This window comes from Rhizobium sp. AC44/96, assembly GCF_001692185.1.
In the GTDB taxonomy this organism is placed as follows: Bacteria; Pseudomonadota; Alphaproteobacteria; order Rhizobiales; family Rhizobiaceae; genus Rhizobium.
On record NZ_LXKO01000025.1, the window covers coordinates 186,374 to 213,009 of the forward strand.

A 26,636-nucleotide genomic window follows, 5' to 3' on the forward strand; every position below is an offset into this window, starting at 1 on the left:
AGGTATGCGCTATGGATACGAAAAAGTGGAGCCGACCGATTTCCTACACGTCACCGCAAACCGGTGCCTTCGAGACGATCGGTAGTACGAGTGAGGCGATGGCCGTCCTGCGTGGGCAATGGCCGGTGGTTGCGGGCAAGCAATTGCGCGATGCCCGGAAGATCTGCCTGGAGGTTCTGGAAGGAAAGCGCCCTGCCGTCGAGGCAAGGCGTGCGTTTATCGCCGCGGCGGTTGAGGCCAACGTTTTCGTCAAGGAAAAATGATGGTCGTCAAAGCTTGAGCTTCAGTCCCCCTCGCCTCTTATGACGAAAACGCCCGCCAGCGCTGCGAGGACAATGCACTGCATGATGAACATTGGCCATTCGGGTGACATGTTCGTTCCTCCCGATAGCGATATAGGGCGGCACAGAAAAATCACAGGAAAAATCGGCGTGATCGGCAGTCTGATTGTTGCTCCAGAGCGGCAATCCTGCTCTCGCAAAAACGAAGAGAACGCCCTCCGTTGAGGGCGTTCCCGTTTGATGTGCTTGAGCTGGCTCAGGCCTTGAAGAATGCGAGCAGGTCGGCGTTGATGACGTCGGCATGGGTGGTCGCCATGCCATGGGGGAAGCCCTTGTAGACTTTCAGCGTGCCGTTCTTCAGCAGCTTGGCCGACAGCAGGGCTGAATCGGCGATCGGTACGATCTGATCGTCGTCGCCATGCATCACTAGGACCGGCACTTCGATCTTCTTCAGGTCTTCGGTGAAGTCTGTTTCGGAAAAGGCCTTGATGCAGTCGTAATGCGCCTTCGCACCGCCCATCATGCCCTGGCGCCACCAATTGTTGATGATGCCCTGCGACACCTTCGCATCCGGGCGATTGAAGCCGTAGAACGGGCCGGCCGGGATGTCGTAGAAGAACTGGGCGCGGTTTGCTGCGAGCGCCGTGCGGAAGCCATCGAAGACTTCGATCGGCAGACCGCTGGGGTTGGCGGCGGACTTGACCATCACGGGCGGAACGGCGCCGATGAGCACTGCCTTGGCCACCCTGCCCTTGCCGCCATACTGGGCGACGTAGCGCGCAACTTCACCGCCGCCTGTGGAGTGGCCGACGTGGATGGCATCCTTGAGATCGAGATGCGCAACGAGCGCTGCGACATCTGCCGCATAAGTATCCATCTCGTTGCCCGAAGCCGTCTGGCTCGACCGGCCATGGCCACGGCGGTCATGGGCGATCACCCGATAGCCCTGGTTCAGGAAGAACAGCATCTGGGCATCCCAGTCGTCGGCGCTCAAAGGCCAGCCGTGATGGAATACGACAGGCTGACCGGTTCCCCAGTCCTTGTAGAAAATCTCGGTGCCGTCCTTGGTCGTGATGGTGCCGCTGCTCATGGTTTCCTCGGCTTTCGCGTGCTGTTTCGTCGCCGCCTGGGCGGTCGAGGCAAGGGGTGCTGCGACCGCGGCAGCGGCAATGCCGAGGCCGGCGGTCATGACGGTGCGGCGGGTAGCTTCGGTGTTCGACTGGCTCATCGTGATCTCCATCCGATTTATGCCGCGATAGTTGTTATCGCGATAACGAGATAGGTAGCGGGTTTTCCCGGGCCTGTCCATAGAAAAGATTATCGCGATATCATTTTTCGTGGTACGAATATTAAGGATGAAACATCAGGAGGCCGTTCATGGCCCACTCAAAGACCGTCCCGCTGGACGATCAGCTGTGCTTTTCGCTCTATGCCGCAAGCATTGCGATCAACCGCACCTACAAGCCGATGCTCGATAAAATGGGTATAACCTACCCGCAGTATCTGGTTCTCAGTGTGCTTGGAGAAAACGATGGCATGACGGTTGGCGCGATAGCCGATCGCCTGTCTCTGGAATCGAGCACGATCACGCCGCCGGTGAAGCGCATGGAACAGGCAGGTCTCGTCGAACGTCGCCGCAGCACGACCGACGAGCGTCAGGTTCACGTGTGGTTGACGACCGCCGGCCGCGACCTTTTGGTCAGAAGCAACTGCCTTGGCGAAACGCTGGTTGCGCGCGCAGGGATGACGCCGGCTCAGTTCGAGGCGCTGAACCGGCAGGTACAAGCGCTACGGTCTGCACTCGCAGAAGAAATGTAGCCTACGCCGATACCCCGGCGCAGGCTGGCAAGCCTCAGCCGACCCGCTTTCCGCTGTCGTCGAAGACGTGCAGATGCTGGGCAGGGAATGTCACGGTCACCTGCGGCCCCGCCGACAACGCCTCGCGGTTCTGCGTGAAGATCTTGAACGGCAGGCCATGCAGCGACAGATGCAGGATGATCCCGAAGCCCGTCGGCTCGATGAGTTCGACGCCGGCCTGGATGCCGTTGCCATCTGCGTTGAGCTGCACGTGCTCCGGTCGAATGCCGAGCGTCACCTTGGCGCCGTCGGCGAGAGACAGGGGTGCGGGCAGGGCAACGACCGTTCCGTCCTTCAACTTGATACCGCCAGCGGTGTAAGTCGCTTCCAGGAAGTTCATGCCGGGCGAACCGATGAAGCCAGCCACGAACAGGTTGGCAGGGCGATCGTAGAGCTCGAGCGGGCTGCCAACCTGCTGGACCACGCCGCCGTGCATGGCGACGATACGGTCGGCCAGTGTCATGGCCTCGATCTGGTCGTGCGTCACGTAAATCGAAGTCGCCTTCAGATCACCGTGCAGCTTCTTGATCTCGGCGCGCATCTGCTCGCGCAGGCGGGCGTCGAGGTTCGACAGCGGCTCATCGAAGAGGAAGGCCTTCGGCTGGCGCACGATAGCGCGGCCCATGGCGACGCGCTGGCGCTGGCCGCCGGAGAGCGCCTTCGGGCGACGTTCCAGCAAGGGGTCGAGGCCGAGCTTTGAGGCTGCCGCACCAACGGCGCTCGCGATCTTGTCCTTTGCCGTTTTGCGCAGCTTCAGGCTGTAGCTCATGTTGCCCGCGACATTCATGTGCGGGTAGAGCGCGTAGGACTGGAACACCATGGCGATGTCGCGGTCCTTCGGGTGCAACTCGTTGACGCGGTTTCCGGCAATGCGGATCTCGCCCGATGTCACTTCCTCGAGGCCGGCGATCATGCGCAGCAGCGTGGACTTGCCGCAGCCGGAGGGGCCGACCAGGACGACGAACTCGCCGTCCTGAATCTTGAGGTCCACGTCTTGCAGGACCTGCACGTGGCCGTAGGCCTTCTTGACGTTCTGGATGTCGATCGATGCCATGTGATTAACCCTTGACCGCGCCGGCCGTCAGGCCCTGGACGAGATAGCGCTGGATGAGAAGGAAGAAGAGACCGGCCGGGATGAGTGCGAGAACGCCCGCTGCCATCATCTGTCCGAAGTCGACCGAGAATTTCGAGACGAAGGTCAGAAGTCCGACCGGGAAGGTTGCTGCGTCGTTGCCGTTGATCAGCATCAACGCGAAGAGCAGTTCGCTCCATGCGGCCGTGAAGACGAAACCGAGCGTCGCGGCAATCCCCGGCAGGGTCAGCGGCAGGATGATCTGCCGGAAGGCCGTGAACTGCGTGGCGCCGTCGATCATCGCCGCTTCCTCCAGATCCTTCGGAATGCCGTCGAAGAACGACTGCATGAGGAAGGTCGCGAAAGGCACGTTGAAGGCGGTGTAGACGACGACAAGGCCCGTCAGGCTGTTGGTCAGGTGCAGAGGCGTCAGGATCTTGAAGATCGGCGCCACCAACATGACGAGCGGGAACATCTGCGTGAGCAGCATCAGCGCCACGATCCAGTACTTCGCCCGGAAATTGAAGCGAGACAGGGCGTAGCCCGACAGCGATGCGCAGATGGTGACGACGACCGCGGTCGAGGCCGACACGATCAGGCTGTTCTTGAAGAAGGTCGGAAATGAGCTGTGCTGGATGACGAAGGAATAGTGCTCCCAGGTCGTCCGCGATGGCCACATGCGTACGCCTTCCGAATAGAGAAGGTCGTTCGGCGTGACCGACACCTTCAGCAGCCAGAAAAGCGGGAACAGCGCGAAGACGATGTAGCAGAGGATCGCCAAGCGGTGTGCGATGGTAGGAAGGATGCGTCTCATGGCTTCAATCCTTGTTCAGCAGGGTCTGCCGCAGCAGGATGATCAGCATGGAATAGGCAAGCAGCAGCGCCAGCAACACCAGCGCGATGGCCGAGGCGTAGCCGAAGTCGAGCCGCTTGAAGGCCTGGGTGAAGATATAGCTGGCGACGATCTGCGTGCGATCTGCCGGGCCGCCGCCGGTCATGACGACAATCAGGTCGGCGAAATTGGAAACCCAGACGGTGCGAAGCAGGACGGTAATCGCGATCGTCGGCGCCAGAAACGGCAGGGTGATCGAGCGGAAACGCTGGAACCAGGTGGCGCCGTCAATCGAGGCCGCTTCGTAGAGGTCGCGCGGGATCGCCTGCAAAGCCGCGAGCAGCGTGATGGCGAAGAACGGAATGCCCCACCAGACGTTGGCGATGATCGGGCCCCACATCGCATAGTGCGGATCCGACAGGATATTGCCCGGCTCGCTCATCAGGCCCAGGGCGTAGAGCCAATGCGGAATTGGCCCGATAACAGGATTGAACAGCCACGCCCAATTGAGACCGGCGAGGAACGACGGCACGGCCCAGGGAAGAAACACCAGCGCCTGCACGAGACCGCGGCCCCAGAACGGCTTGTCGAGCAGCAGGGCCAGGATCAGGCCGAAGGCGAACTGCAACATGACGGAGGCGCCGGTCCACCAGAGCGTATTTTTCAAGGCGCCGTAAAAAGCCGCATCCTGAGACAATGCGCGAAAGTGATCGAGGCCGATGAAGCCGCCGGAGAAAGGATTGAGGAGCTGAATGTCGCGGAACGCGTAGGACACACCGATCGTCAATGGCACCAGCATCACGGCAATGATGAGGATCAGCGACGGCGCGCTGTAGAGATAGGGTTCCGAGGCATCGGCGACGCGCTTCAGCCACGGCCTGCGGTCGCGGCGACTGTCGAGCGTATCGGCGGTCATGGTCATCGGGCAAAAATTCCGGTTTCGCAGCGTTTGCGCTGTGGTCACTGATGGTCGGGGCGGCGGATGATGCCGCCGCCCCGGGAGGTCAGATTACTTCTTGGCGAGGTACTTCTGCTGTGCCTTGGTCAGGTAGTCTGCCCACTGGTCAGCCAGTTCCTTCGGCGTGATGTCGCCGAGAAGCGCCTGCTGCGTTGTCTTGATGGCAAGCGAATCCTTGAAGAAGGCGAATTCCTCGAGGTAGGTCGGCATGACGGTCGGCACGATGTTCGCGTCGGCCAGTTCGTCGAACCAGCCCTTGAACTGCTCGCTCGCGTAGAAGGGGTCCTTTGCCGCGGCGGTGTGAACCGGCAGCGCGCCTGTACGCTTGTTCCACTCGATGTTGCCTTCCGGCGATTCGAGCGTTTCGATCAGCTTCCAGGACAGGTCCTTGTTCTGGCTGGTGGAGAACATCGACCAACCGGCGAAGCCGATCGTCGTGAAGCCCTTGCCGCTCGGACCGACCGGCATCTTGGTGACGCCGAAATCCTCTGGCTTCATGCGCTGGGCAACCGCGATCAGAGCATCCGGATCCTGGTCGAGCATCGCGCAGGTGCCGGAATAGAAGCCGGCGACGGTCTCGTTGAAGCCCCAGTTGACGCTGTCCTTCGGTGCCAGGCCCTTCTTGTAGAGGTCGACCACCCACTCCAGGCCCTTGGCCCAGCCTTCGCTGTTCATGGTCGAGGTGCCGTCTTCGTTGAAGAACTTGTTGGAGCCCGCCATCGTGGCGCCGAACATCACCCAGCCGTTCAGGCCGCCCGGACCGCCGCGCAGGCAGTAGCCGGACTTGCCCGGCAGCTTGGAGACCTTCTCGGAGGCCGCGACGAATTCGTCCATCGTCTTCGGCGGCTCGGAAACGCCGGCTTCCTTGAACAGGTTCTTGTTGTAGAACAGGGCGCGCAGATAGAAGCCGTAGGGCAGCATGTAAGCGGTGTTCTTGACGTCGCGGCCGAGTTCAAGCGCACGCGGCGTCAGGCCGGCGGTGTATTCCCACTTCGCCAGGTAAGGCTCGAGGCTTTCCAGCATGCCGTTATTGGCATAGAGGGAGAGCCAGGTGTCCGGCATTTCCATGACGTCAGGCGTGTCGCCTGCCGATACCATTGTCGCGAACTTCTGGAACGCTTCGTTCCACGGCAGCGAAATGATGTCTACCTTGGTGCCGGGATTGGCGGCTTCGAACTTGCCGACGATCGACTTCAGCGTCTCGGTGCGCTCCGGGCTGGTGATGACTTCGACAAGCTTCAGCGTGGTATCGGCAAACGCCGTACCGGCCATCATCGTGGCGAATAGCGTTGCGGTGATCAGTCTTTTCATGCTTGGTTCCCCCTTCCAGGTTTTTCCTCGGGTTGTAGGCGTCACGAAGCGACGGCGAGCGCCTCTTCGATATCCCTCCACAGCGCCTCGGTTCCTTCGAGGCCGACATGGAGGCGTACGGACCGCGCATGGATCCCGAAGGTATGCGCGGAGTTTGGCTGTGCCTTCTGTTGAAGGACCACCTCGCCTGGTACGATCAGGCTTTCGTGTCCACCCCAGCTCACTCCCAGTTTGAAGAGCTTGAGATGATCGGCGAAGGCGCGGATATCGACGCCCTCCCGGAAAATGAACGAGAACAGGCCGGACGTGCCGTTCAGGCCCGCCGGCAGGCGGTTGGCGAGACCCGGATGGCAGACGGTCTCCACCACATCCAGTTCCTGCAGGCGCTTTGCGATGGTCATGCCCGCCGCCTCGTGCGCCTTCATGCGGATCGGCAGCGTGCGCATGCCGCGGATGAGAAGCCATGCATCGAATGGCGAAAGCTTGCCGCCGAGATAGGGATAGGACTCAGCCTTGACCCGCGCGATCATCTCTTTCGATCCGGCAACGACGCCGGCGACGACGTCGCTGTGGCCGCCGAGATATTTGGAGGCGGAGTGGATGACGAGGTCGACGCCGAGGGTGATCGGCCGCTGGAAGACCGGGCTCGCCCAGCTGTTGTCGATCATCGACACGACGCCATGTTGCTTGGCCAGCGCGGCAAGCGCGCCGACGTCGTGGGCTTCCATCACCCAGCTGGTCGGGCTTTCCATGTAGAACAGCTTGGCGCCGGGGAGTGCCTTGGCGACGGCTTCTTCGTCCCGACCGTCGACGTAGGTGACGTCGACCTTCATGCGCTTCAGGATAGTGCCGAACAGGCGGAAGGCATCGGGATAGACGTGCTTGACGGCGACGATACGGTCGCCCGGCTCGACAAAGGCCAAGACCGACGACGAGATGGCCGCCATGCCGCTGGCAAAGCCGAGAGCATCTTCAGCACCCTCGAGTTTGGCCAGCATTTCTTCGAACATGCGTACCGTGGGATTGAGGCCACGGGTATAGATCGGCCGGACCTTCTCGCCTCGGTAGGACGCGATCATGTCGTCATAGTCGGAGAAAGTGAAAAGCGATGTCTGAAAAATCGGCGGCACCACAGCTTCGGCGAAGTTTCCTTCGTCGTGCGCCGTGATGAGGGATGCAATTTCGAACGGGTCTGCGCCGTTGCTCATTTGGACATTTCCTTAATGTCTTCCTCGACAACTTCGAGGATTTTCAGTGTCTCTGCGCGCGCTGCCTCGGGATTGCGGGCGGCGATCGCGTTGAAGAGGGTGCGGTGGAACGGAAAGGAGCGGCGGGCGAAATCCTGCCGCTCGAAGGGGTGTTGCCAGAACTGCCAGAAGGTCTCGCGCATCTGCTCGAGAAGCTGGCGAAACAGTGGGTTATGGGTCGCGTCGTAGATGGCCAGGTGGAAGGCAAGGTCTTCCGGCCCCGACGTGCCTTCCTTGATGTGGACCCGCTCCATCTCGCTGAGCTTTTCCTCGATGACGACGAGGTCCTGTGGCGTGCGCTTCAGGGAAGCCACCATGCCGGCTTCGCATTCGATGCCGCGTCGAACTTCGAGTGTCTGCAGCAGCGCGTCGCGCAGATGCGTCGTGTCGAGCGACAGCGGCATGTGGATCGTCGCCTTGGAGACGGGCTTGAGCAGATAGGTACCGCTTCCCTTCCGGGTCTCGATGACGCCGAGCGCCTGGAAGTGGCGGATCGCCTCACGGATGGTGGAGCGCCCGACCTGGAGGGCCGCCATCAGCTCACGTTCCGCCGGCAGGCGGTCGCCGGCCTCGAGCGCTGCGTCCTTGACGTAGTCCGCCAGCGCATCGGTGACCTGACGCGCGCGATCCATCGTCGGAAGCGGCCGAATGATCGGCCTCTGGCTGATTGGTGCCTTCATGGTTCCCCAAAATTCTTATAGGCAGCCGACCTTATAAATTGGTCTGACATCTTAGCATTTCTCAAAGATTTCGACGCGTCAAGCCGTCTTCTAAGTTGTGTGATTTTGCGTGGAGCGGTGCGGCCATCCGGTCCCAGATCTTGGAACTAAATCTGGCTAACGCAACCTGCAGGCAGTGGAGGGTGTCGTCCTAAGCTACTGTTTTAAATGATTTATATTGAAGAACTAAACTCGCCCGAAGCCATCTCTCGCAAGGTTGGCGCTATGCCAGTGACGCGCGAATTTGTTGAGGCGGCTCAGGTTCTTGTGGGGCCTAAACGCGACGAGCGCCGCGCGATATCCACAGCGCAAGAGCGCGCTATTCGGGATGCTCTGACAGCGCGAATCTCATCCGAGAGCGGGGGCGCGCTCAACCCAAGGACAGGCGAATGTTCTCGGCAGCTTCCTGCAGCAGCGGGAGGAACAGGCTGACCATCTGTTCGGGCGAGACGTGTGCAGCGGGTGCGCCGACATTCAAGGCTGCGATGGTGACACCTCTTCTGTTGCGAAGAGGAACAGCGATCGAGCACAAGCCCAGCTCGAGTTCCTGATTGATCACCGCATAGCCCTGCTCCCGTACGCGCCGGATCTCCGCCATCAGCTCATCGATGTCGACGATCGTGCGATCGGTGTTGGCCCTCAGCTCCGTTCTCGACAGGGCGCTGCGGATGTCATCTTCAGGAAGCGCCGAAAGAAGAACGCGCCCCATGGAGGAGCAGTAGACCGGCAATCGGCTGCCGGGGTTGAGGTTGATCGACATGACCCGCCGTTGGGATGCGCGCGCGATGTAGACGATCTCGGTATCGTCGAGAACGGAGGCGGATGAGCTCTGGCCTGTCTTGTCGGACAAGAGGTCCAAATGGGGCTGCAGGAGCAAGGGCAGCGGCGTCGCCGACAGGTAGGAATGCCCCAGCCTCAGGACGCGCGACGTCAGGGTGAAGAATTTCCCGTCGTAGTCGGCATAGCCGAGCTCGACCAATGTCAGCAGCGAGCGCCTGACCGTTGCCCGGTCAAGTTCCGTCTTCCTGGCAACGTCGCTGATGGACAGGCGCCGATCCTGTTCTCCGAAGGACTCGATTACGCGCAGGCCCTTTGCGAAGCCGCTGACAAAATCGGTTTCCTTCAACGTGGCGCGCATTTCATTTTTCGTCACTGGGCGGCCTTTGTGCGTTATATGAACAAATATCAATTATCGCACATTCGGTATTGCTGCAACTCGCCCCTTGGATTTATTTAAAGGCTAGGAGGCGCGGCCGGCATAAGGTGCGTGCATCGGCAAGGAGACATCTATGGACAAGACTATTGGGAGCGCGGCGGAAGCCGTCTCTGCAATTGGCGATGGTGCGACTGTGATGATCGGTGGCTTCGGTGGTTCGGGCGCGCCGATCGAGCTCATCCATGCGCTGATCGACAAGGGGCCGAAAAACCTCACGGTCATCAACAACAACGCCGGCAACGGACGGATCGGCATTGCCGCCATGATCGATGCGGGCATGGTCAAGAAAATGATCTGTTCCTTTCCGCGCTCTTCAGATCCCCGCGCCTTTACCGAAAAGTACCTCGCCGGTGAAATCGAGCTTGAACTCGTTCCGCAAGGAACACTGGCCGAACGCATCCGTGCAGGTGGGGCCGGCATCCCGGCGTTCTACACGCCGACCAGCTTTGGCACTGAACTCGCGGTCGGCAAGCCGATCGCCGAGTTCGACGGCCGCCAATATGTTCAGGAACGTTGGTTGAAAGCCGATTTTGCGATCGTCAAAGCCCACGTCGCCGACATTCACGGCAACCTCACCTACAACAAGGCCGCCCGCAACTTTAATCCGCTGATGTGCATGGCGGCCGCGAAGACGATCGTGCAGGCTTCGAAAATCGTGCCTCTGGGTGGCATCGATCCGGAGCACGTTGTGACGCCCGGCATCTTTGTCGACAAGGTTGTCGAAGTCACCGATCCGAAACAGGAAGAAGATCTTATTCGCGCAGGAGTGGCCTACGTATGACCGTCGATACTCGTGAAGATATCAAGCTGACGAATTCGCAGATCGCCTGGCGTGCGGCACAGGACATTGAGGATGGCGCCTACGTCAATCTCGGCATCGGCTTTCCAGAGATGGTCGCGAAGTATCAGCCTCCAGGCCGACAGGCGATCTTTCATACGGAGAACGGCATCCTCGATTTCGGCGAGGCTCCGCCTGCAGGCGAAGAAGACTGGGATCTGATTAACGCCGGCAAGAAGGCGGTCACCCTCAAGCCGGGTTCGGCCTTCTTCCATCATGCCGACAGCTTTGCCATGGTCCGCGGCGGGCATCTGGATGTGGCGATCCTCGGTGCCTATCAGGTCGCGCAGAACGGTGACCTTGCGAACTGGCGGGTCGGCAGCAAGGGTGTTCCGGCTGTCGGTGGTGCGATGGATCTCGTCCATGGGGCCAAGCAGGTCTTCGTCATTACCGAGCATGTCACCAAAAACGGCGAGCCAAAGCTCGTCGACCGGTGCACGTTCCCGCTCACAGGGGTCGGCTGCATCACCCGCATCTATACCAGCCACGCCGTAATCGATGTCGTCAACGGGCGCTTCGTGGTGCGGGAAAAGCTCTCGGCAATGACGGTCGAGGAACTCCAAGCGATGACCGGCGCTCCGTTGATCGTCGATGGTCCAATCGGCGACCTGGTTGTCCCGGAACTTTAAGGAAACGACCGATGACCGATGCATTTATTTGCGACTACATTCGTACGCCGATCGGACGTTACGCAGGTGCTCTTTCGGCTGTGCGCCCCGATGATCTGGGTGCCATTCCCCTCAAGGCTCTGATGGAGCGCAACGCGGGCGTCGACTGGGAAGCTGTCGCGGACGTTATCTACGGCTGTGCCAACCAGGCCGGCGAAGACAACCGCAACGTTGCTCGCATGTCCTCACTGCTCGCGGGTCTCCCGGTATCCGTTCCGGGCACGACCATGAACCGGCTTTGCGGTTCTGGCATGGATGCCGTGATCACCGCAGCGCGCGCCATCAAGGCCGGCGAAGCCGAGCTGATGATCGCCGGCGGGGTGGAAAGCATGAGCCGTGCCCCCTTCATCGTTCCCAAGGCGGATTCGGCCTTTTCCCGCAACGCGGAAATCTATGACACGACCATCGGCTGGCGTTTCATCAATCCGTTGATGAAGCAGCAATACGGCGTCGATTCAATGCCCGAGACCGGGGACAACGTGGCGATCGATTTCAAGGTCTCGCGAGAGGATCAGGACGCGTTTGCCGTGCGCTCCCAGGAGAAGGCGGCGGCCGCACAGGCCAACGGACGCCTCTCGAAGGAAATCACCACCGTCACCATCAAGCAGCGCAAGGGTGATCCCATCATCGTGTCTAGGGATGAGCATCCGCGCGCGACGAGCATGGAAGCGCTCGCGAAGCTTAACCCGGTGAACAAGCGCGAAGGCGCCACGGTGACCGCGGGTAACGCGTCCGGCGTCAACGACGGCGCTGCCGCTCTCATCATCGCATCCGAAGCCGCCGCCAAGAAGTATGGCCTGACCCCGATCGCTCGTATCATGGGTGGCGCAACGGCCGGCGTTGCACCCCGGATCATGGGTTTTGGCCCAGCTCCGGCGACCAGAAAGCTCTGCGCTCTTCTTGGCCTTTCCCCGGCGGACTTTGACGTTGTCGAACTCAACGAGGCTTTCGCCTCACAAGGCATCGCCGTTCTTCGCGATCTCGGAGTGGCGGAAGGCGCCGACCACGTGAACCCGAATGGCGGCGCCATTGCGCTTGGCCATCCTCTTGGAATGTCGGGTGCCCGTATCTCCGGAACCGCGGCGCTCGAACTTTCCCTGCGTGGCGGCAAATATGCCCTGGCAACGATGTGCATCGGGGTCGGTCAAGGGATCGCGATTGCCCTTGAGCGCGTTTAGTCGCCTTTGATACCAAAGACGAGGCGCTCGACGGAGCGCCTCGGTAACGTCAACGCCGGGTCATGGCTCATGGCCCGGCTTTTAGATCAGAACCGTGCGTCATCCAGTCCGCAGAACGGATCGACCGGGTTGTTGCGGTTCCATGGCACCCTGCCCATGAGCGCATCGACGACCGCGCGCTGCATCGTCTCGGTTGTCGAGTAGGCGTTGATGTAGGTCGGTACGCGCGGCGCATCGTAAAGCAGATACGGATATCCGAACGAAATCATCACCGTCGGAACTTCGTGCCAGCTCCTGTGCATGGCATTGCCGAAACTGCCGGTAAGTTTCAGCCAGTCCAGGAATACACGTCCGCGCGTCAGAAGCGTCTCGTCTCCGAGAAGATAGAGAACCAGATCGAAATTTCGGGGGTCGAGGTCGCTGTCGGGCGTGTGCACCGTCACCTCAAAGCCTTCCTGGCGCAACATATCGGGAAGCGCGAACTGCAATGGTTCGCGGAGGAAGGGAATGACGATGTCGCCGGAGAAGACCAGAACTCGCCGGTGATCCCTCACATTGAGCGGCAGGGTTTCGGTGACGTCCTTGACCAAGGTCGGGATGCGTCGGGCAAGCGCTTCGCCGAACGCGTTGTTGCTGGCCTTGTCGATCGTCGGTGCGGTTTGGGGTCGGTCCAGGCCAAGTGCAGCCTTCAGGCCAAGTTGCCGGATGAGCGCGTCTTCGATCCGCGCCGCGGTCAGGCGGCCATCGGCAAGTGCCGCCTTCAGATAGCCGATATCCGCCTCCCAATCGTCTGAGAAGAGAATGACATCGCAGCCGGATGCAATGATTTCAGGCAGATGCTCGGAACGCTTCGACCATGACCCGAGGCCGGCCATCGGCGTGGCGTCGGAGACGATCACGCCGTTAAAGCCCAGCCGCTTGCGCAACAGATCCTCGTTGAGCAGCCGGCTGATCGATGCCGGGCGATAAGCCTCCAGCCCTGCGTCCGGTACCAGCGAACGGATGAAGGCGGGGAACGCGATGTGCGCGGACATGACCGACAGCACGCCGGAATCGATTGCCCGTCGGTAAAGCCTGCCGAAGCTCTCCTCCCAACTTTTCAAATCGAGCGGATTAACCGTCGTCAGGAGATGCTGGTCACGGTCGTCGAACCCCTCGCCGGGCCAATGCTTGACGGCGGAGGCGACGCCATGCCTCTGAAAGACCTCCATCTGCTTGATGGCATGCCGCTCGATGGTCTCGATGTCCGAGCCGAAACCGCGGGTCGCCACGATCGAGCTTCGGAAGGCGGCATTGATGTCGAGCACCGGCGTGAACGACCAATTGATGCCAGCAGCGCGCGCTTCCTGCGCCATGATGCTGCTGACTTCCTCGGTTGCTTCGACGTCGTCGAGCGCGGCGAGGCCCAGCGGGTTGGGCATCTCGGCGGCGCCCGCCAGGCTGAGCCTGCTTCCCTCGAGATCGGCGGAGACGAGGAGCGGCACCGGGAGAGCCTTGTTCAACATCGCGATCAGGGCCCGCTCCGTGGTGGCGTCGGCGCCGCCAAAGCGGGTGATGCTCCCCGGCCGGAAGTTCTTGATACGCTCGACCTCACCGGGATCATTGCCGAACAGCACGAGGTTGAAGAGCTGAGATAGCCGATCGTCGTCGGAGAGACGGGAAAGAGCGTCCTTCACCCAGCCGATCCGCTGACTGTCGAGATTGTAGGGTGGCTTGGCGAGATCGTCGAACGTCATGAGCTTCTCCCTGTCATCAGTTACCTCTTTCTCGGGCAACCGTCGTGCTGTTGTAGGCGGCTTAAGTGTTGCGGGCGAGCACGAAGTTGTCCGCGAGAGCTGTCGTGTCGTGAAATGGAAAGCTTCAGCGTGACAGCCGCTTGACCACATGATCGAGCAGGGCGCGCAGGCGCGGGGAACGGCGCAGGTCCTTGTGGTAGCCGAGATAGGTGTCCCGGCTTGGTGGTGTCCTGTCGAATAGGAGGCGCTTGAGATCCGCACGCGCGTCGCCCAGCGGGCGCGGCAGGATGGCGATGCCGGCACCATGGGCGCAAAGGCTCGCCTGAACGTCCCTGTTGTTGCTGCGCGCAACAATCTGCGCATTCGGCAGGACTTCGTGTGCCCACTCGACGTCGGGCATGCCGCCAAAGGCTTCATCCATGGTGACGAGCCGGTGTCCGGATCCGTCGCCGAGATCGCCGACCTCGTCGTCGGCGCGTGCATAAAGCCCATAGTTGATGCGAAGGAGACGCCTGGAGATGACGTCAGCCTCGCTGAACGGCCGGATGCGAAAGACGACATCGGCTTCACGTCGGGCGAGACTGAGGAGCCGCGAGTCGGTCACCAGCTCCACAATGATCCGGGGGAATGCCAGCGAGAATGACGCCAGGACCGGAGACAGAACGTGTACGCCGAACCAATCCGACGACGAGACCCGGATCAGCCCGCTGAGGTCCCTGGTCTTGCCGCTGACCTCGCGCTGCAGGGAAAGGGCTTCCTCCTCCATCCGCTCCGCATGAGGAAGAACCGCAGCGCCCTGCTCTGTCAGGACGAAACCCTCGGAGGTGCGATGGAACAAGGTCGTTCCCATCGCTTCCTCCAATGCTTTCAGGCGCCGGCCCATCGTGGGCTGGGTCTGTCCCGTTCTTCGCGCTGCCCCGCCCAGGGTGCCTTCGCGGGCGATGGCGAGAAAGACGCGCAGGTCACTCCACTCCATGACGACTCCAAACATTTTTGCATAGTATTATGTCATTTTATTTCATTTCCAAACGGAAGTGAAATGTCCATCTTCTAGCCATCGGAACAAGGAGAACAACAGATGGCGTCGCAGGAGACCATGAAGGCTCTGCTACTTGAAAGCTTTGGCACCCCCTTTCGTCTTGCCGAGATCGAAAGGCCGATGCCGGCGGCGGGACAGGTTTTGGTGCGCGTGAAGGCAAGCGCGATCAACCCGCTCGATACGAAGATCCGCATCGGGGGCGCCGCGCACGCCAATCATCCCCTCCCCGCCATCCTCGGTGTCGACATGGCAGGAACCGTCGAGGCGGTGGGCTCAGGCGTGTCAGATTTTCGGCCGGGTGACGACGTTTACGGCATGACAGGCGGCGTTGGTGGCAATCAGGGGTCGCTTGCCGAGTACGCGGCTGTCGACGCATCGCTTCTTGCTCGCAAGCCCGGCAATATCAGCATGCGGGATGCCGCCGCCCTTCCTCTGGCCTTCGTCACGGCATGGGAAGGGCTGGTGGATCGGGCAAAGGTCTCTGCGGATCAGACCGTTCTGGTGATCGGCGCGGCTGGCGGCGTTGGTCACGTGGTCGTGCAGATCGCCAGAGCCAGGGGAGCCAAGGTCTTTGCAGTCGATCACGGTCGGCGGGCGGAATATCTTGCCTCCCTCGGAGCAACGGCCATTGATCGCGATAAGGAAGACGTGGAGGCCTACGTCGATCGCCTGACCGCGGGCCAAGGGTTCGATATCGTTTATGACACCATCGGCGGGGTCGGGCTCGACATGGCATTCAAGGCCGTCAGGCGGTTCGGACATGTCGTCAGCTGTCTCGGTTGGGGCGCCCACGTGCTCGCCCCCTTGTCATTCAAGGCGGCAACCTATTCCGGCGTCTTCACGCTGCTTCCGCTGCTGACAGGCGAAGGTCGGGATCATCACGGGGATATCATGCGGGAGGCGACCAAGCTTGTCGAAGCCGGACAGATTGTTCCCAGGCTCGATGGCCGCCGCTTCACGTTGGAAACGACCCAGCAGGCCTATGCCCTTATTGAGGGCCGGCAGTCGGACGGCAAGATCGTCATCGATGTGTGAAGCGAGGTCGCCCGTGCCTGCTGCCGGCGACCATTCTCTTTGTGGCCTAGCGCTCTCGCGTCGCCGCTACCTGACCAGCGATCACGCAAAGCAACTCGAACATGATCGTCGCGCCGGCAATCGCGGTGATGCCGCCGATGTCGAATGGCGGGGACACTTCCACGACGTCGGCGCCCACGATCCTCACGCCATCGAGGAGCCGCACCATCTGCTGCGCTTCTCGCGTGCTGAAGCCTCCAATTTCAGGGGTGCCGGTCCCTGGGGCCATCGACGGATCGATGCTGTCGATATCGAACGAGACATAGGCCGGAGCGCTTCCAACGATGCTGCGCGCCTCCTCCATGACAGCCACCGCGCCACGCTCGACGAATTCTTCCATGTAGATGACGCGTACGCCCTGAGCTCTTGCCCAATCGTGCTCGCCCGGCTCGTAGACCGAGCCGCGGATGCCGATCTGCACGATGCGCTTGGGGTCCAGCAGCCCCTCTTCGATCGCCCTGCGGAACGGGGTGCCGTGCGTATAGGGATTGTCACCGAAATAGGTATCGTTCGTATCGGAATGTGCGTCGAAATGGATGAGGCCGACCGGGCCTTTCCTGGCGACGGCGCGCAGGACGGGAAGCGTCGTGAGGTGATCGCCGCCGACCGACAGCGGGATGGCTCCTTCGCCGACGATCGCGGCCATGCCGGCTTCGATGCGCTTCAGTGCATCCTGGAGATCGATGGGATTGACGGATAGGTCTCCGACGTCTGCGACATTGGCAGCACTGAAGGGTTCGATACCCGACACATGATGCGCCCGTCGCATCAGGCTCGACTGGCTGCGGACTTCTCTCGGCCCATGCCGCGCGCCGGCGCGATTGGTCGTCCCGCCATCCCACGGAATGCCGACCAGTGCAATGTCGAGGCCCTTGGCTGACGCGACGGCGGGGAGCCTCATGAAGGTCGTATGCCCGGCAAAGCGGGGCACCTCGGCTGCATCGACCGGCTGGTGGAAATTGGCAGTCATCGGCTCATCCTTGAAAATCATCGGCACGGGTGTTCACCGCTGCTCTTCAGCAGCAATCACGTCAACAGAGCCGCAATGCTCAAGGAGGTCAAGCGTTCTGGCTGCCATCGGATCATTGAAATTTCGACGTAATCCAGGTCGAGAACAGCCGGGCGGGATCCGTCAGTTGATCGAAGCGACGGGCCACGAGGAAGTAGGCGCCGTGGGGAATGGCGAGATCGAAAACGCAGGCCAACCGGCCCGCCCGAATTTCGTCCTCGGCAAATATCCGGTCCACGAGACCGATGCCCTGACCTCGCAGGACGGCCTGAAGAACCAGGCCGCCGTCTGCATAGACAACTCCGCGGACAGCCTCTGACGGCGTGACGCCTGCAGCCTCGAACCACCGGTTCCAGACGTCACGGTTTTCTTCGTGCAGCAGCGGGAGACTGAGCAAGTCACCGGCCGCGCGGATTACCGACTGCGTGAGCACGACCGGCGCTGCGACCGGGATCATCCAGACATCGGCCAGATGCCTGCTCTGGCTTCTCGGCCAAGATGTGTCCGTGACGCTGTGGCGAATGGCGATCTGCGCCTCACCGCTTCGAAATTCCGCCAGTCGTGAATCTGAATCGACGGTGACATCGATATCAGCGTGTAGCGCCTGAAAGTCGGGCAATTGCGGCACCAGCCAGGATGCGGCAAACGATGGTTCCGCACTGATGGACAGGCTGTTTTGTTTTCTGCTGCTGCGTATCCCGTCCAGGCAATCGCCAATCTTATCGAACGACGTCGTAAGAATAGTGAGCAACCTGTGGCCATCGTCGGTCAGGTGGACGCTTCGATGGCGGCGTTCGAAAAGTGCCTCACCGAGCGTCGTTTCCAGATCTCTGATCTGCCGGCTGACGGCTGCCTGCGAAATGAAAAGCTCGTCGGCCGCGCGCGTGAAACTGCCGAGACGTCCCGCCACCTCGAAGCTTCGCAGTGCTGTCAAAGGCAGATGTCCGCGCTTCATCGCATAACCTCAAGTCATTCGAAGGCGACGATAAGCTCGTTTGAAGACAGAGGGCAAGAGCGGTCAAGATGGCACTGAAGGAGAGTTGCCATGTGGACGCATCTATTGATGATCATCGACGACGTCATGCGCATCGCGACCTTTCAGCCACGGCGCAAGGACAATCGGCGCCGGGACTGATCTAGGCGGGAGGCGGCGGTCATTCCTTCGGCTTGTCGGCGAAGTGCTGTATCGCATACTCGGCCATGTTCTGGTTGGAGCGCCGCGCATCGTCGATCCAGAAGGGAAAGAGCTGCCATTGGTGGATCATGCCCGGCCAGACCTCGGCCGTCACGTCTACGCCGGCCTTGCGTGCCTTGTCGGCAAGCCGCAACGTGTCATCCAGCAGGGCTTCGCTCGAGCCCACCTGCATCAGGATCGGGGGAAAACCCGTCATGTCGGCATAGAGCGGCGAGGCGCGCGGGTCGGTCGGCGCACGGCTGCCGAGATAGGCCTTTCGCGCCGCCTCCATCTGCGTGGCGTTCAACAGCGGGTCGCTCTTGATGTTGGCTGCAAATGAGTTGCCTGTCCCGGCAAGATCAGTGATCGGGCTGACCGCGATGACGGCGGCCGGAAGCGGCCCCTTGAGTTGCATCTGTCTCAGCGTGGCCTCGATGGCGAGGTTTCCACCGGCGGCATCTCCCGCGATGACCACATTGTCGTTGTCGTAGCCGGATTCGAGCAGCCACTGGTATGCCGTCAGCGTATCGTCGATCGGTGCCGGAAACGGATAGTCCGGCGCAAGCCGGTAATTGATCAGCAGGACGTCTGATGAAGACGCCTTGGCAAGCGCGGCGGCGAAGGCCCTGTGGGTTTGAAGCGATCCGCCATAGAAGCCACCACCGTGAACGTAAAGGATCGCGCGTCGACCGATGGGATGATGCAGGCGAGCCGGCCAGATAAGTTCCGCGTCCACGCCGCCGGCATCGACGTGCCTGATCTGGACACGAGACGGTCCCGGTGTCGACGCCATCAGCTCTTCGAAGGCCGAGCGGCGTTCCATGAGGCTATCGGCACCGGCAAAGTGTTGCTGCAACATGCCGGAGAGCTTCTCGATCTGAGCCTTCGACGCCTGACTCTGAGATGCCGGATCAAGGGCCGAAACGGTGTCGAACGGCAGCGCGGACGGGCCTGCCGCGACCATCAGCAGCAGACAGATCCGCCTGACGATTTGCGCAGTCGAAGCTGCGTGCGGTTGCCTGTTACCTCGCGACCGCACCACCCACGCCCTCAACATGCTGCTACTCTCCCCGATAGGCGTCCGCCTCGCTCTTCTCAGAACGTGCCATGACGGCCTGTGGAGTCAAGCGCTGTGCCTTCCCTTTTTCGGCACAGGTTCCTGGTTGTCCGCAGTCTCCAGGTTGAGGAGCGCCTTGATCGGCAGATGGTCGGAAGCGATGCGGGCGAGCGGCGTGTCGTGCGCCTCGACGCGCGTCAGCACGCCGTTGCGATTGGCCATGATGCGATCCAGCGCAAGAACCGGCAGGCGCGCCGGGAAGCTCGGGACGGCGGCTGGCTGCGGTCCGAACGCGGACTGGAACGTGTGCAGCGACGAGCGGTCGCCGAGCCGCCACTCGTTGAGATCACCCAGGAGGATGGTCGGCGTCTCGACTTTGTCGGCCATCAGCTCGACGAGCATCTTTGCCTGCTGGGCGCGGGAGTGCCGCAGGAGGCCGAAATGGGCGGCAATGATGCGCAACGCGCCGCCCTGCTCCAGTTCGAGTTCGGCGACCAGTGCGCCCCGCGGCTCCAGCCCCGGCAAGTTGATCTGGTGGACGTCGCGTACCAGACCCTTCTTGAACAACACGACATTGCCGTGCCACCCGTGCGCCTTGGCCATGCCACTGACAGGTACGGGGAGCAGCCCCGTTTCCCGCTCCAGCCTCGCGAGGTCCAGGATCCCGGTTCTCTCACCGAAGCGCGTGTCGGCCTCCTGCAGGGCGATGACGTCAGCGTCGATCTCGTGAATGACACGACTGGTGCGCTCAGGGTCAAAGCGCCTGTCGTTTCCGACGCACTTGTGGACGTTATAGGACGCAATCAGCGTGCTCGCGCCCCTTGGTGGCGCTTCCGCATGCGCCGCAGTCAAGCGTCTCTTGCGGTTCCTGATGGAGGCAAGGATGCTCGCGGGCAGGCTGGCTTTCTTGGCATGCATCGGGATGTGCCGGGCGTTCCGTGGATCGAAGGTGCTCTGCTGAGCAGTATAGGCAATGGACGCAAAGTTTAAAGATATGGCGAGCCAAGCCAGAAGATCTTGTCGAAGAGGCGCACCGCAAACGGTCGGCCGCGCAAGCTCTGCAGCGTGACTGGCGACGCGCCCTTGATCGCCTCTTCGATATGTTCGTCGATCTCTGCTGCAAACCCTTCATTCAACACTTCGAGGTCGATCTCGAAGTTCAGTCGCAGCGAGCGAGGGTCGAGATTGGACGAGCCGACGTATGACCATGCGCCGTCGATGGAGAGAAGCTTGGAGTGACTGAAGGTGCCGCTGGAGCGCCAGATACGGCAGTAGTTGCTGACGATCTGATCGAACTGTGCCGTCATCGCGCGATCCACGAGCACGAGGTTATTGACAGCCGGCACCACGACATCGACCTCGACCCCGCGTCGTGCGGCCGTGGCCAGCGCGCTGATCAGCTCGCGGTCCGGCAGGAAGTAGGGTGACATGATCCGAATGGATTTGCGGGCAACCGAAAAGGCGCCCATCAGCATCTTGTGGCTCGTCTCGATGCTCCTGTCGGGGCCGGACGCGATCACGCGTATGAACACCGGATCGCCCGGCTGCCTTTCGGGCATCGCCGTTTTCCAGGCTTCGCCGGTGAGGATCTCGCCGGTTGTAAACCGCCAATCCTCGGCGGCCACATTGAAGAGATCGGCGATAACAGGGCCGGTCACGACGAAATGCGTATCCCTGGCGAAGTTCTCGCCTGCAACCTCCCGAGTAAACCCTTCCCTGATGTTCATGCCGCCGGTCAGCGCGGTGTGGCCGTCGACAATCAGGATTTTCCTGTGGGTGCGCAGGTTCGCGTAGGGCAGACGCAGGCCCATGATGACGTTGCCGTTGAATACGGCGACGTTGACGCCCCCATTGCCGAGATAGCGAAGGATGCTCGGAACCGAATAGCGGGCGCCGACGGCATCGATCAGGACGCGAACCTCGACCCCGCGCTTGACCGCCGCGATCAGCGAATCCGCGATCCGCATACCGATGCGATCTCGGTCGAAGATGTAGGTCTCGAGAAGCACGCTTCGTTCGGCGCCGTCGATCGCGGCCTTCATTGTCGCGTAGCAGTCATCGCCGGTTTCCAGAATGTCGATGGTGTTGCCGGTGGCGATGGGATTTCGAGCGACCCGATCGCCCAGTGTCTGTAGGGCCGAAAACCGTCGGCCGAATCCGGTGATGATGATCTCGGGATCGGCGTCGAACCGCTCCAGCTCGTCAAGATCGGCCTCGGGGATCAACGCGTCACGGCGCAGGCTGAGCGATGCCCGGCGAATGCGGTTTATGCCAGCAATCGCGTAGATAACGGCTCCGACGATCGGCGACAGCAGGATCACACCGACCCAGCCGGTGGCAGCTCGCACCTCCTCCTTGGTCATGGTGGCATGGATCGCCGCCGCCGTTCCCATGACCAATGAGACAACGAACAGAATATGAGGCCAATAGGTCGATAAGAGATAAAACATGCACGGCGAATATAGCGGTAAAATGGTGCCGTTCAATCGCGCTTCGCAACGCGCGGCTGAAGGCGAGGAAGCGCTTCCCGCCATGGCAAGCGATGCCCTCGAAGGTGGAAGTGTCGCAAAATGCTGCGCTGCGACAAATATTTTTGCAGTGTGTCAGAAAATACTTGAAACGCGGCGCATCGTCTGGAACTCTGCTCTCAGTATCGCGTTAGCACTGCGGCAGCTTGTGACTGGAGATCGGCGATGACGGAAACTCAGGAAGAGTGGATCAAGAAGCGTGCCTATGCGCTTTGGGAGGAGGAAGGTCGCCCGGCAGGGAGAGATTCCGCCCACTGGCATCAGGCCCTGAAGGAGCGCGAGGCGCTTGAAGGCTCTGCGGCATCGCTCGATGGCAAGGAAGTCAAGACGCGGACCAAGCGGGCGGTTGCGGTTCCCAAGGGCAATGGTGCTGCCAAGCCAGCCGTGCGCAAGACCACCGCAAAGAAGTCTGCTGCAGTCAGCAAGCCGGTCTGAAATCCCCATCACGACAAGCGTGTTTGCCTGAGGCGCTCGCAGGCCTAGCTGCGCGCGTCATACGCTTGAATTAATTGTGGTCTATTCCTTTAGCCGTGCGGATGTTCGTTGAGCATGCGGATCGGTGTTCTTGAAAAATCCAGCGACGACTGCCCTGCGATGGGAACAAAAGTCGGGTCGCGACGTTTTGCAAGAGGAGGAGATGCGCCATGAACAGAAGTTACTTCGATGCAATTCTCGTTTCGCTGATCGTTACAGGCTGCTACCTGTTTATCGCTCCTATGTGAGAGGCCATGTCCCTTCTGATTTTTGCCGCGGTAGCCTATCTGGCGCTTGCTCTGATCGTTGTCGTTGCCGTCGACAATGTCGTTGCACTGTTTTTCCGCGACACGCGCCCGTCTCTCGACCTCCGCGCCACGACCTTTGACAAGGTCATTGCAATATCCCGACGGTATTACCGCAAGTAGCACCACGGTCCGTGGCGCCAATTCTCCTCAGCAAAGTGTGAACAGCCCGAGTGAGAGGGAACAATGGTCTACGAGCTTTATTATTGGGACGGTATCCAGGGGCGGGGCGAGTTCGTGCGCCTCGCACTTGAAGAGGCCGGTGCCGACTATGTCGACGTGGCTCGCCAACCGGGGCGAGGAACAGCGGCCATGCTGAAGATCATGGATGACAGGGGTGCTGCGTGCCCACCATTCGCGCCGCCGTTTCTCAAGGTCGACGACGTCATCATTCCCCACGTTGCCAACATCCTTTTCTATCTCGGGCCGAAACTGAAATTGGCACCGCAGGACGAAGTGCTGCGATATGTGGCGAACGGCCTGCAGTTGACGATCACCGATTTCGTCGCCGAGGTGCACGACACGCATCATCCGATTGCGACATCGCTCTACTACGAGGACCAGAAGGAAGCGGCAAAGGCGCGCTCGGCGGCCTTTATCGCGGATCGGGTACCGAAGTTTCTGGGCTACTTCGAACGCGTCCTGCAGCAAAATTCCGATGGCCGCGGGCATATCGTCGGAACGGCTCTTTCCTATGTCGATCTGTCGTTGTTTCAAGTCATCGAAGGGTTGTCTTACGCCTTCCCGGTTGCCATGCGCGGCTACGCGAAACGCTATCCCGGACTTGCGGCACTCCATGAGTCGGTGCGGCAAAGGTCGAATATTGCGGGTTATCTGGCTTCCCCGCGACGCCTTGCCTTCAACGAGGACGGGATCTTTCGGCACTATCCGGAGCTCGATTCTGCAGGCTGAGCAGAATCGATTGCGCAACCGCGACGGGCGCTGCTAGGGTTGCCACCCTACCCGCTCGAAGCCACCAATCATTCGCTGGAGATCATTGCTGCCATGGCAAACCTTGCTCAAATGCTGACCTCAATCAAGATTCCAGATCTGGCCGGCAAGGCCGTGTTGATTACCGGTGCCTCGACCGGGATCGGGGCGGCACTCGCGCGCGCGTTTGCGGCGCAGGGCATGAAGGTCGGCATCCACTATAATTCGAGCCGCGACGCGGCCGAGGCACTGGCAGCAGAGATCCGGGCTGAAGGCGGGACGGTGCATCTGATACACGGCGACGTCTCCCGCGAAGGCGAAAGCGAGCGTGTGGTCGAGGAAACCGCGAAGACCTTTGGTCATCTGGATGGTCTCGTCAACAACGCGGGTGGCATGCTGGGTCGAAAGCCGACGTCGGAATACACCGACGAGCACTACGCCAAGGTAATGGATCTCAATGCGCGCTCTGTCCTTGCCGCCACGCGCGCGGCGCATCCGTGGCTGAAAAAGCAGGGCGGCTTCATCATCAACACCACGTCGATTGCAGCGCGCAACGGTGGCGGCAACGGCGCTATCCTCTATGCGGCGTCGAAGGGCTTCGTCTCGACGATTACCCATGGTCACGCCAAGGAGTTCGTGGCGGATCGCATTCGCGTCAATGCCGTGGCGCCCGGCGTTATCGCCACGCCATTTCATGAGCGCTACACCAATGACGAGCAGATGGAACTGCAGCGAAAGTCCATACCGATGGGCTTTGTGGGCACGCCTGAAGATTGCGTCGGCGCCTACCTGTTCCTTGCCTCCCCCACCTTGTCAGGTTACGTCACGGGCCAGATCATCGAGGTCAACGGCGGACAATTGATGCCCTGACCGGGCTTGCAACGATTTCTTGAGCAGCGCGACTGCTCGGTGCCGCGCTGCAGCGATCGGCTCAGGCCGCAAGCTTGGCGCGCTCTGCCATGCGCCAGGCTCGCGGTGTCTGCCGCGTCTGCCGGTGGAAGAAACGGGAGAAATAGGCGGGATCGGCAAAGCCCAGGCGGTAGCCGATCTCCTGTACGCTGCCGAAGGTGAAGACCAGTTCGCGCTTTGCCTCGTCGATCAATTTCCGGGCGATGAGATCATGGGTGCCGTGCCCGGTTTTCGCCCGCACGATGCGGTTCAGATGCGTCGGCGAAATGCCGAGCGCGGCGGCGTAGAAGGCGGCGGGCTGGTGTGACCGGAAGTGGCGCTGAATGAGATCGTTCAGGGTCTCCATCCGACGCTCGTTTTCATCCGCGGCACTCCCCTCCTCGCGTTGGTCGGACGACAGTCGCACGATCAACTGCAGAGCGGCAGTCAGGTATGCCTCCAGCAGATCGCTGCGGCCAGCACGGCGCTCGGCAAATTCCTGTCCCAAGCGGCGTAAAGAGCCAGCGACATAGGCTGCGTCCTCATTCGTCATGTCGAGTGCCGTCAGGTGCGGACTTGCCAGCCATTCTCCAAGGCGGCTGCGGTCACCCGGCATGGCCTTCAGATGCGACGCCAGGACTGTGACGACAAAGCCGTCGACGTCCTTCGAAAAGCGAAATCCGTGATCGAGGCCCGGCGGCACGGTGACGACCGCAGGTGCTGACATCTGGTGCCAACTGCCCTCGAACAGAGCTTCGCCCGATCCGCTATCTATGTACAATATCTGAAAGAAACTGTCGTGCCGGTGCGGACGGATCTCCCAGTGATGTAGACTGCTGCGAGATGGAATCGTCTCGGAATGAAGCCAGAAGTCCGGCTTTTTGCCGGTTTTCTCGCCATAGAGTTCGTAGGTCGGAACAGCTTTTGCCATCGTCGTCTGCCGTTTTGATGTTCGATTAGTGCAATTTCCTGACCGAAATGTCCATTGCTGCAACCTTCACCTCCCGGCACAATTTAGCAAAAGACAAGTGCGGGAGGATACAAATGCGCACCCAAGTCGCCATTATCGGCTCTGGACCCTCGGGATTGCTGCTGGGTCAGTTGCTGACCGAAGCTGGCATCGACAACGTCATCATCGATCGGGTCGGGAAGGATTACATTCTCGGACGTGTGCGCGCAGGTGTTCTCGAAGAGGGTACTGTCGCCCTCATGGATCAGGCGAAGGCTGGTGCCCGGATGCACGCCGAGGGCTTGCCGCACGACGGCATCTCGCTCGCCTTTGATGGCCGGGATCACCGCATCGACCTCTTCGGCCTGACCGGCGGAAAACGGGTTCTGGTGTACGGCCAGACGGAACTGACGCGCGATCTCATGGAGCATAGAGAGATGCGCGGCGGCCAGACCATCTACGACGCTGCAAACGTTCAGCCACACGCCTTCGAGGGTGCGACGCCCTATGTCACCTATGAAAAGGATGGTGTTTCACAGCGTATCGATTGCGACTTCGTCGCAGGCTGCGATGGGTTCCACGGGCCAAGCCGCAAGGCCGTTCCCGAGAAGGCGATACGGACGTTCGAGAAGGTCTACCCTTTCGGCTGGCTCGGCATTCTGGCCGAAGTGGCGCCCGTCAGCCATGAACTGATCTATGCCAACCATCCGCGTGGTTTTGCCCTCTGTTCCATGCGTTCGGAGCACCGCAGCCGCTACTATCTGCAATGTCCCGTGGACGAGAAGATCGAAGACTGGAGTGATGACCGCTTCTGGGACGAGCTGCGGCGCCGGCTGCCGGTTCAGCACGCCGAGGCATTGATTACCGCGCCGTCCTTCGAAAAATCGATCGCGCCGCTTCGGTCCTTCGTGGCCGAGCCGATGCGTTTTGGCCGGATGTTTCTGGTTGGGGATGCAGCGCACATTGTTCCGCCGACGGGCGCAAAGGGGCTTAATCTTGCCGCGAGCGATGTACATTACCTGTTTTCGGGCCTCGCGGAATACTATCAGGACGGCTCGAACGCTGGCATCGATGCCTATTCGCAACGTGCGCTCGCACGAGTGTGGAAAGCGGTTCGTTTCTCCTGGTGGATGACGACGATGTTGCATCGGTTCCCCGATACCGGCGATTTCGACCAGAAGATCCAGGAAGCCGAGCTCGATTATCTCACGCACTCGCGAGCTGCATCGACCGCCCTTGCGGAGAATTACGTAGGTCTGCCCTACTAGAGATCCCTTCCGCCATCCACGGAAGGGC

28 protein-coding genes are annotated in these 26,636 nt (G+C 60.9%); 12 read left to right on the forward strand and 16 right to left on the reverse strand.

The genetic code is table 11. The features are described 5' to 3' along the window. Positions 1 to 11 precede the first annotated feature (11 nt). Positions 12 to 263, forward strand: a complete 252-nt coding sequence (locus tag A6U87_RS18435; RefSeq protein WP_065692742.1) for a DUF982 domain-containing protein — start codon at positions 12 to 14, stop codon at positions 261 to 263. Between the two features lie 274 nt (positions 264 to 537). Here the strand turns inward: A6U87_RS18435 and A6U87_RS18440 are convergent, their stop codons facing one another. Beyond that, complete coding sequence (locus A6U87_RS18440) at positions 538 to 1,371, reverse strand: alpha/beta fold hydrolase (protein WP_244499540.1); 834 nt, start codon at positions 1,369 to 1,371, stop codon at positions 538 to 540. Positions 1,372 to 1,658: 287 nt separating this feature from the next. Between A6U87_RS18440 and A6U87_RS18445 the strand changes: the two genes are divergently transcribed. Beyond that, on the forward strand, positions 1,659 to 2,099 hold the full coding sequence (locus A6U87_RS18445) for a MarR family winged helix-turn-helix transcriptional regulator (RefSeq protein WP_065692743.1): 441 nt from the start codon (positions 1,659 to 1,661) through the stop codon (positions 2,097 to 2,099). Positions 2,100 to 2,133: 34 nt separating this feature from the next. Here A6U87_RS18445 and A6U87_RS18450 read toward each other — a convergent pair whose 3' ends face one another. From A6U87_RS18450 to A6U87_RS18480, 7 genes are all read right to left on the reverse strand, one after another. Beyond that, positions 2,134 to 3,192 carry an ABC transporter ATP-binding protein gene (locus A6U87_RS18450; protein WP_065692744.1) on the reverse strand — a complete coding sequence of 353 codons (1,059 nt, stop codon included), beginning with the start codon at positions 3,190 to 3,192 and terminating at the stop codon, positions 2,134 to 2,136. 4 nt (positions 3,193 to 3,196) lie between these two features. Then, a complete protein-coding gene (locus A6U87_RS18455; RefSeq protein ID WP_065692745.1) occupies positions 3,197 to 4,024 on the reverse strand; it encodes a carbohydrate ABC transporter permease in 828 nt (275 codons plus the stop codon). A gap of 4 nt (positions 4,025 to 4,028) precedes the next feature. Further along, positions 4,029 to 4,964 (reverse strand): carbohydrate ABC transporter permease, encoded by a 936-nt coding sequence (locus A6U87_RS18460; protein ID WP_065692746.1) that lies wholly within the window; start codon positions 4,962 to 4,964, stop codon positions 4,029 to 4,031. An 87-nt stretch (positions 4,965 to 5,051) separates the two neighbouring features. Continuing rightward, entirely contained in the window at positions 5,052 to 6,311 is a 1,260-nt protein-coding gene (locus A6U87_RS18465; RefSeq protein ID WP_065692747.1) for a sugar ABC transporter substrate-binding protein, read from the reverse strand. Between the two features lie 41 nt (positions 6,312 to 6,352). Continuing rightward, positions 6,353 to 7,519 carry a PLP-dependent transferase gene (locus A6U87_RS18470; protein ID WP_065692748.1) on the reverse strand — a complete coding sequence of 389 codons (1,167 nt, stop codon included), beginning with the start codon at positions 7,517 to 7,519 and terminating at the stop codon, positions 6,353 to 6,355. After that, positions 7,516 to 8,238: a FadR/GntR family transcriptional regulator gene (locus tag A6U87_RS18475; RefSeq protein WP_065692749.1), complete on the reverse strand. Its 723-nt coding sequence runs from the start codon at positions 8,236 to 8,238 to the stop codon at positions 7,516 to 7,518. The genes A6U87_RS18470 and A6U87_RS18475 overlap by 4 nt, the downstream gene beginning before the upstream one ends. Positions 8,239 to 8,647: 409 nt before the next feature. Then, entirely contained in the window at positions 8,648 to 9,403 is a 756-nt protein-coding gene (locus A6U87_RS18480) for an IclR family transcriptional regulator C-terminal domain-containing protein (protein ID WP_065692981.1), read from the reverse strand. 163 nt (positions 9,404 to 9,566) lie between these two features. Between A6U87_RS18480 and A6U87_RS18485 the strand changes: the two genes are divergently transcribed. Genes A6U87_RS18485 through pcaF form a run of 3 tightly spaced genes read left to right on the forward strand, consistent with a single transcriptional unit; the run spans position 9,567 to position 12,177 of the window. Continuing rightward, complete coding sequence (locus A6U87_RS18485; protein ID WP_065692750.1) at positions 9,567 to 10,274, forward strand: 3-oxoacid CoA-transferase subunit A; 708 nt, start codon at positions 9,567 to 9,569, stop codon at positions 10,272 to 10,274. After that, positions 10,271 to 10,960 (forward strand): CoA transferase subunit B, encoded by a 690-nt coding sequence (locus A6U87_RS18490; protein WP_065692751.1) that lies wholly within the window; start codon positions 10,271 to 10,273, stop codon positions 10,958 to 10,960. Before A6U87_RS18485 ends, A6U87_RS18490 begins: the two co-directional genes overlap by 4 nt. An 11-nt stretch (positions 10,961 to 10,971) precedes the next feature. After that, on the forward strand, positions 10,972 to 12,177 hold the full coding sequence (gene pcaF, locus A6U87_RS18495; RefSeq protein WP_065692752.1) for a 3-oxoadipyl-CoA thiolase: 1,206 nt from the start codon (positions 10,972 to 10,974) through the stop codon (positions 12,175 to 12,177). Positions 12,178 to 12,263: 86 nt separating this feature from the next. On the opposite strand, the gene A6U87_RS18500 is transcribed toward pcaF, so the two are convergent. Together A6U87_RS18500 and A6U87_RS18505 are read right to left on the reverse strand one after the other, a co-directional pair. After that, positions 12,264 to 13,913 carry a glycoside hydrolase family 3 protein gene (locus A6U87_RS18500; protein ID WP_065692753.1) on the reverse strand — a complete coding sequence of 550 codons (1,650 nt, stop codon included), beginning with the start codon at positions 13,911 to 13,913 and terminating at the stop codon, positions 12,264 to 12,266. 124 nt (positions 13,914 to 14,037) lie between these two features. Next, a complete protein-coding gene (locus A6U87_RS18505) occupies positions 14,038 to 14,889 on the reverse strand; it encodes a LysR family transcriptional regulator (protein WP_065692982.1) in 852 nt (283 codons plus the stop codon). Positions 14,890 to 14,991: 102 nt separating this feature from the next. On the opposite strand from A6U87_RS18505, the gene A6U87_RS18510 reads away from it, so the two are divergent. Beyond that, a complete protein-coding gene (locus tag A6U87_RS18510; protein ID WP_065692754.1) occupies positions 14,992 to 15,987 on the forward strand; it encodes a zinc-dependent alcohol dehydrogenase family protein in 996 nt (331 codons plus the stop codon). A gap of 46 nt (positions 15,988 to 16,033) precedes the next feature. Here A6U87_RS18510 and speB read toward each other — a convergent pair whose 3' ends face one another. The 5 genes from speB to A6U87_RS18535 form a co-directional block, all read right to left on the reverse strand. Then, positions 16,034 to 16,996, reverse strand: coding sequence for an agmatinase (gene speB, locus A6U87_RS18515; RefSeq protein WP_065692983.1), 963 nt, complete (start codon positions 16,994 to 16,996; stop codon positions 16,034 to 16,036). A gap of 112 nt (positions 16,997 to 17,108) precedes the next feature. Further along, a complete protein-coding gene (locus A6U87_RS18520) occupies positions 17,109 to 17,990 on the reverse strand; it encodes a LysR substrate-binding domain-containing protein (RefSeq protein WP_065692755.1) in 882 nt (293 codons plus the stop codon). A 199-nt stretch (positions 17,991 to 18,189) separates the two neighbouring features. Continuing rightward, the gene (locus A6U87_RS18525; RefSeq protein ID WP_083199539.1) at positions 18,190 to 19,266 is read right to left on the reverse strand and encodes an alpha/beta hydrolase; all 1,077 of its coding nucleotides are present in this window, start codon (positions 19,264 to 19,266) and stop codon (positions 18,190 to 18,192) included. 66 nt (positions 19,267 to 19,332) lie between these two features. Next, positions 19,333 to 20,184, reverse strand: a complete 852-nt coding sequence (locus A6U87_RS18530; RefSeq protein ID WP_065692756.1) for an endonuclease/exonuclease/phosphatase family protein — start codon at positions 20,182 to 20,184, stop codon at positions 19,333 to 19,335. Between the two features lie 68 nt (positions 20,185 to 20,252). Then, the gene (locus A6U87_RS18535) at positions 20,253 to 21,716 is read right to left on the reverse strand and encodes a phosphatidylserine/phosphatidylglycerophosphate/cardiolipin synthase family protein (RefSeq protein ID WP_065692757.1); all 1,464 of its coding nucleotides are present in this window, start codon (positions 21,714 to 21,716) and stop codon (positions 20,253 to 20,255) included. On the opposite strand from A6U87_RS18535, the gene A6U87_RS29760 reads away from it, so the two are divergent. The 5 genes from A6U87_RS29760 to A6U87_RS18550 all read left to right on the forward strand — a co-directional run bounded on the left by A6U87_RS29760 (position 21,715) and on the right by A6U87_RS18550 (position 24,373). Next, positions 21,715 to 21,963, forward strand: coding sequence for a hypothetical protein (locus A6U87_RS29760; protein WP_141683993.1), 249 nt, complete (start codon positions 21,715 to 21,717; stop codon positions 21,961 to 21,963). The two genes, A6U87_RS18535 and A6U87_RS29760, sit on opposite strands and share 2 nt — an antisense overlap. Then, complete coding sequence (locus A6U87_RS18540; protein ID WP_065692758.1) at positions 21,960 to 22,229, forward strand: DUF2934 domain-containing protein; 270 nt, start codon at positions 21,960 to 21,962, stop codon at positions 22,227 to 22,229. The genes A6U87_RS29760 and A6U87_RS18540 overlap by 4 nt, the downstream gene beginning before the upstream one ends. Before the next feature lie 293 nt (positions 22,230 to 22,522). After that, positions 22,523 to 22,696 (forward strand): hypothetical protein, encoded by a 174-nt coding sequence (locus A6U87_RS30195; RefSeq protein WP_198928727.1) that lies wholly within the window; start codon positions 22,523 to 22,525, stop codon positions 22,694 to 22,696. 63 nt (positions 22,697 to 22,759) lie between these two features. Continuing rightward, positions 22,760 to 23,485, forward strand: coding sequence for a glutathione S-transferase (locus tag A6U87_RS18545; RefSeq protein ID WP_065692759.1), 726 nt, complete (start codon positions 22,760 to 22,762; stop codon positions 23,483 to 23,485). Between the two features lie 93 nt (positions 23,486 to 23,578). Continuing rightward, entirely contained in the window at positions 23,579 to 24,373 is a 795-nt protein-coding gene (locus A6U87_RS18550; protein WP_065692985.1) for an SDR family NAD(P)-dependent oxidoreductase, read from the forward strand. A 61-nt stretch (positions 24,374 to 24,434) separates the two neighbouring features. On the opposite strand, the gene A6U87_RS18555 is transcribed toward A6U87_RS18550, so the two are convergent. Next, positions 24,435 to 25,322: a helix-turn-helix domain-containing protein gene (locus tag A6U87_RS18555; protein WP_065692760.1), complete on the reverse strand. Its 888-nt coding sequence runs from the start codon at positions 25,320 to 25,322 to the stop codon at positions 24,435 to 24,437. A 113-nt stretch (positions 25,323 to 25,435) separates the two neighbouring features. Here A6U87_RS18555 and pobA point away from each other — a divergent pair, with 113 nt between their 5' ends. Next, a complete protein-coding gene (gene pobA / locus A6U87_RS18560; RefSeq protein ID WP_065692761.1) occupies positions 25,436 to 26,608 on the forward strand; it encodes a 4-hydroxybenzoate 3-monooxygenase in 1,173 nt (390 codons plus the stop codon). Positions 26,609 to 26,636: the final 28 nt, after the last annotated feature.

What these genes read in the sequence shown, in the direction of transcription:
- A6U87_RS18435 (WP_065692742.1), top strand. Translation starts at nt 12, where the DNA reads ATGGATACGAAAAAGTGGAGCCGACCGATTTCCTACACGTCACCGCAA.
- A6U87_RS18440 (WP_244499540.1), bottom strand. Translation starts at nt 1,371, where the DNA reads ATGAGCAGCGGCACCATCACGACCAAGGACGGCACCGAGATTTTCTAC.
- A6U87_RS18445 (WP_065692743.1), top strand. Translation starts at nt 1,659, where the DNA reads ATGGCCCACTCAAAGACCGTCCCGCTGGACGATCAGCTGTGCTTTTCG.
- A6U87_RS18450 (WP_065692744.1), bottom strand. Translation starts at nt 3,192, where the DNA reads ATGGCATCGATCGACATCCAGAACGTCAAGAAGGCCTACGGCCACGTG.
- A6U87_RS18455 (WP_065692745.1), bottom strand. Translation starts at nt 4,024, where the DNA reads ATGAGACGCATCCTTCCTACCATCGCACACCGCTTGGCGATCCTCTGC.
- A6U87_RS18460 (WP_065692746.1), bottom strand. Translation starts at nt 4,964, where the DNA reads ATGACCATGACCGCCGATACGCTCGACAGTCGCCGCGACCGCAGGCCG.
- A6U87_RS18465 (WP_065692747.1), bottom strand. Translation starts at nt 6,311, where the DNA reads ATGAAAAGACTGATCACCGCAACGCTATTCGCCACGATGATGGCCGGT.
- A6U87_RS18470 (WP_065692748.1), bottom strand. Translation starts at nt 7,519, where the DNA reads ATGAGCAACGGCGCAGACCCGTTCGAAATTGCATCCCTCATCACGGCG.
- A6U87_RS18475 (WP_065692749.1), bottom strand. Translation starts at nt 8,238, where the DNA reads ATGAAGGCACCAATCAGCCAGAGGCCGATCATTCGGCCGCTTCCGACG.
- A6U87_RS18485 (WP_065692750.1), top strand. Translation starts at nt 9,567, where the DNA reads ATGGACAAGACTATTGGGAGCGCGGCGGAAGCCGTCTCTGCAATTGGC.
- A6U87_RS18490 (WP_065692751.1), top strand. Translation starts at nt 10,271, where the DNA reads ATGACCGTCGATACTCGTGAAGATATCAAGCTGACGAATTCGCAGATC.
- pcaF (WP_065692752.1), top strand. Translation starts at nt 10,972, where the DNA reads ATGACCGATGCATTTATTTGCGACTACATTCGTACGCCGATCGGACGT.
- A6U87_RS18500 (WP_065692753.1), bottom strand. Translation starts at nt 13,913, where the DNA reads ATGACGTTCGACGATCTCGCCAAGCCACCCTACAATCTCGACAGTCAG.
- A6U87_RS18505 (WP_065692982.1), bottom strand. Translation starts at nt 14,889, where the DNA reads ATGGAGTGGAGTGACCTGCGCGTCTTTCTCGCCATCGCCCGCGAAGGC.
- A6U87_RS18510 (WP_065692754.1), top strand. Translation starts at nt 14,992, where the DNA reads ATGGCGTCGCAGGAGACCATGAAGGCTCTGCTACTTGAAAGCTTTGGC.
- speB (WP_065692983.1), bottom strand. Translation starts at nt 16,996, where the DNA reads ATGACTGCCAATTTCCACCAGCCGGTCGATGCAGCCGAGGTGCCCCGC.
- A6U87_RS18520 (WP_065692755.1), bottom strand. Translation starts at nt 17,990, where the DNA reads ATGAAGCGCGGACATCTGCCTTTGACAGCACTGCGAAGCTTCGAGGTG.
- A6U87_RS18525 (WP_083199539.1), bottom strand. Translation starts at nt 19,266, where the DNA reads ATGTTGAGGGCGTGGGTGGTGCGGTCGCGAGGTAACAGGCAACCGCAC.
- A6U87_RS18530 (WP_065692756.1), bottom strand. Translation starts at nt 20,184, where the DNA reads ATGCATGCCAAGAAAGCCAGCCTGCCCGCGAGCATCCTTGCCTCCATC.
- A6U87_RS29760 (WP_141683993.1), top strand. Translation starts at nt 21,715, where the DNA reads ATGCACGGCGAATATAGCGGTAAAATGGTGCCGTTCAATCGCGCTTCG.
- A6U87_RS18535 (WP_065692757.1), bottom strand. Translation starts at nt 21,716, where the DNA reads ATGTTTTATCTCTTATCGACCTATTGGCCTCATATTCTGTTCGTTGTC.
- A6U87_RS18540 (WP_065692758.1), top strand. Translation starts at nt 21,960, where the DNA reads ATGACGGAAACTCAGGAAGAGTGGATCAAGAAGCGTGCCTATGCGCTT.
- A6U87_RS30195 (WP_198928727.1), top strand. Translation starts at nt 22,523, where the DNA reads ATGTCCCTTCTGATTTTTGCCGCGGTAGCCTATCTGGCGCTTGCTCTG.
- A6U87_RS18545 (WP_065692759.1), top strand. Translation starts at nt 22,760, where the DNA reads ATGGTCTACGAGCTTTATTATTGGGACGGTATCCAGGGGCGGGGCGAG.
- A6U87_RS18550 (WP_065692985.1), top strand. Translation starts at nt 23,579, where the DNA reads ATGGCAAACCTTGCTCAAATGCTGACCTCAATCAAGATTCCAGATCTG.
- A6U87_RS18555 (WP_065692760.1), bottom strand. Translation starts at nt 25,322, where the DNA reads ATGGCAAAAGCTGTTCCGACCTACGAACTCTATGGCGAGAAAACCGGC.
- pobA (WP_065692761.1), top strand. Translation starts at nt 25,436, where the DNA reads ATGCGCACCCAAGTCGCCATTATCGGCTCTGGACCCTCGGGATTGCTG.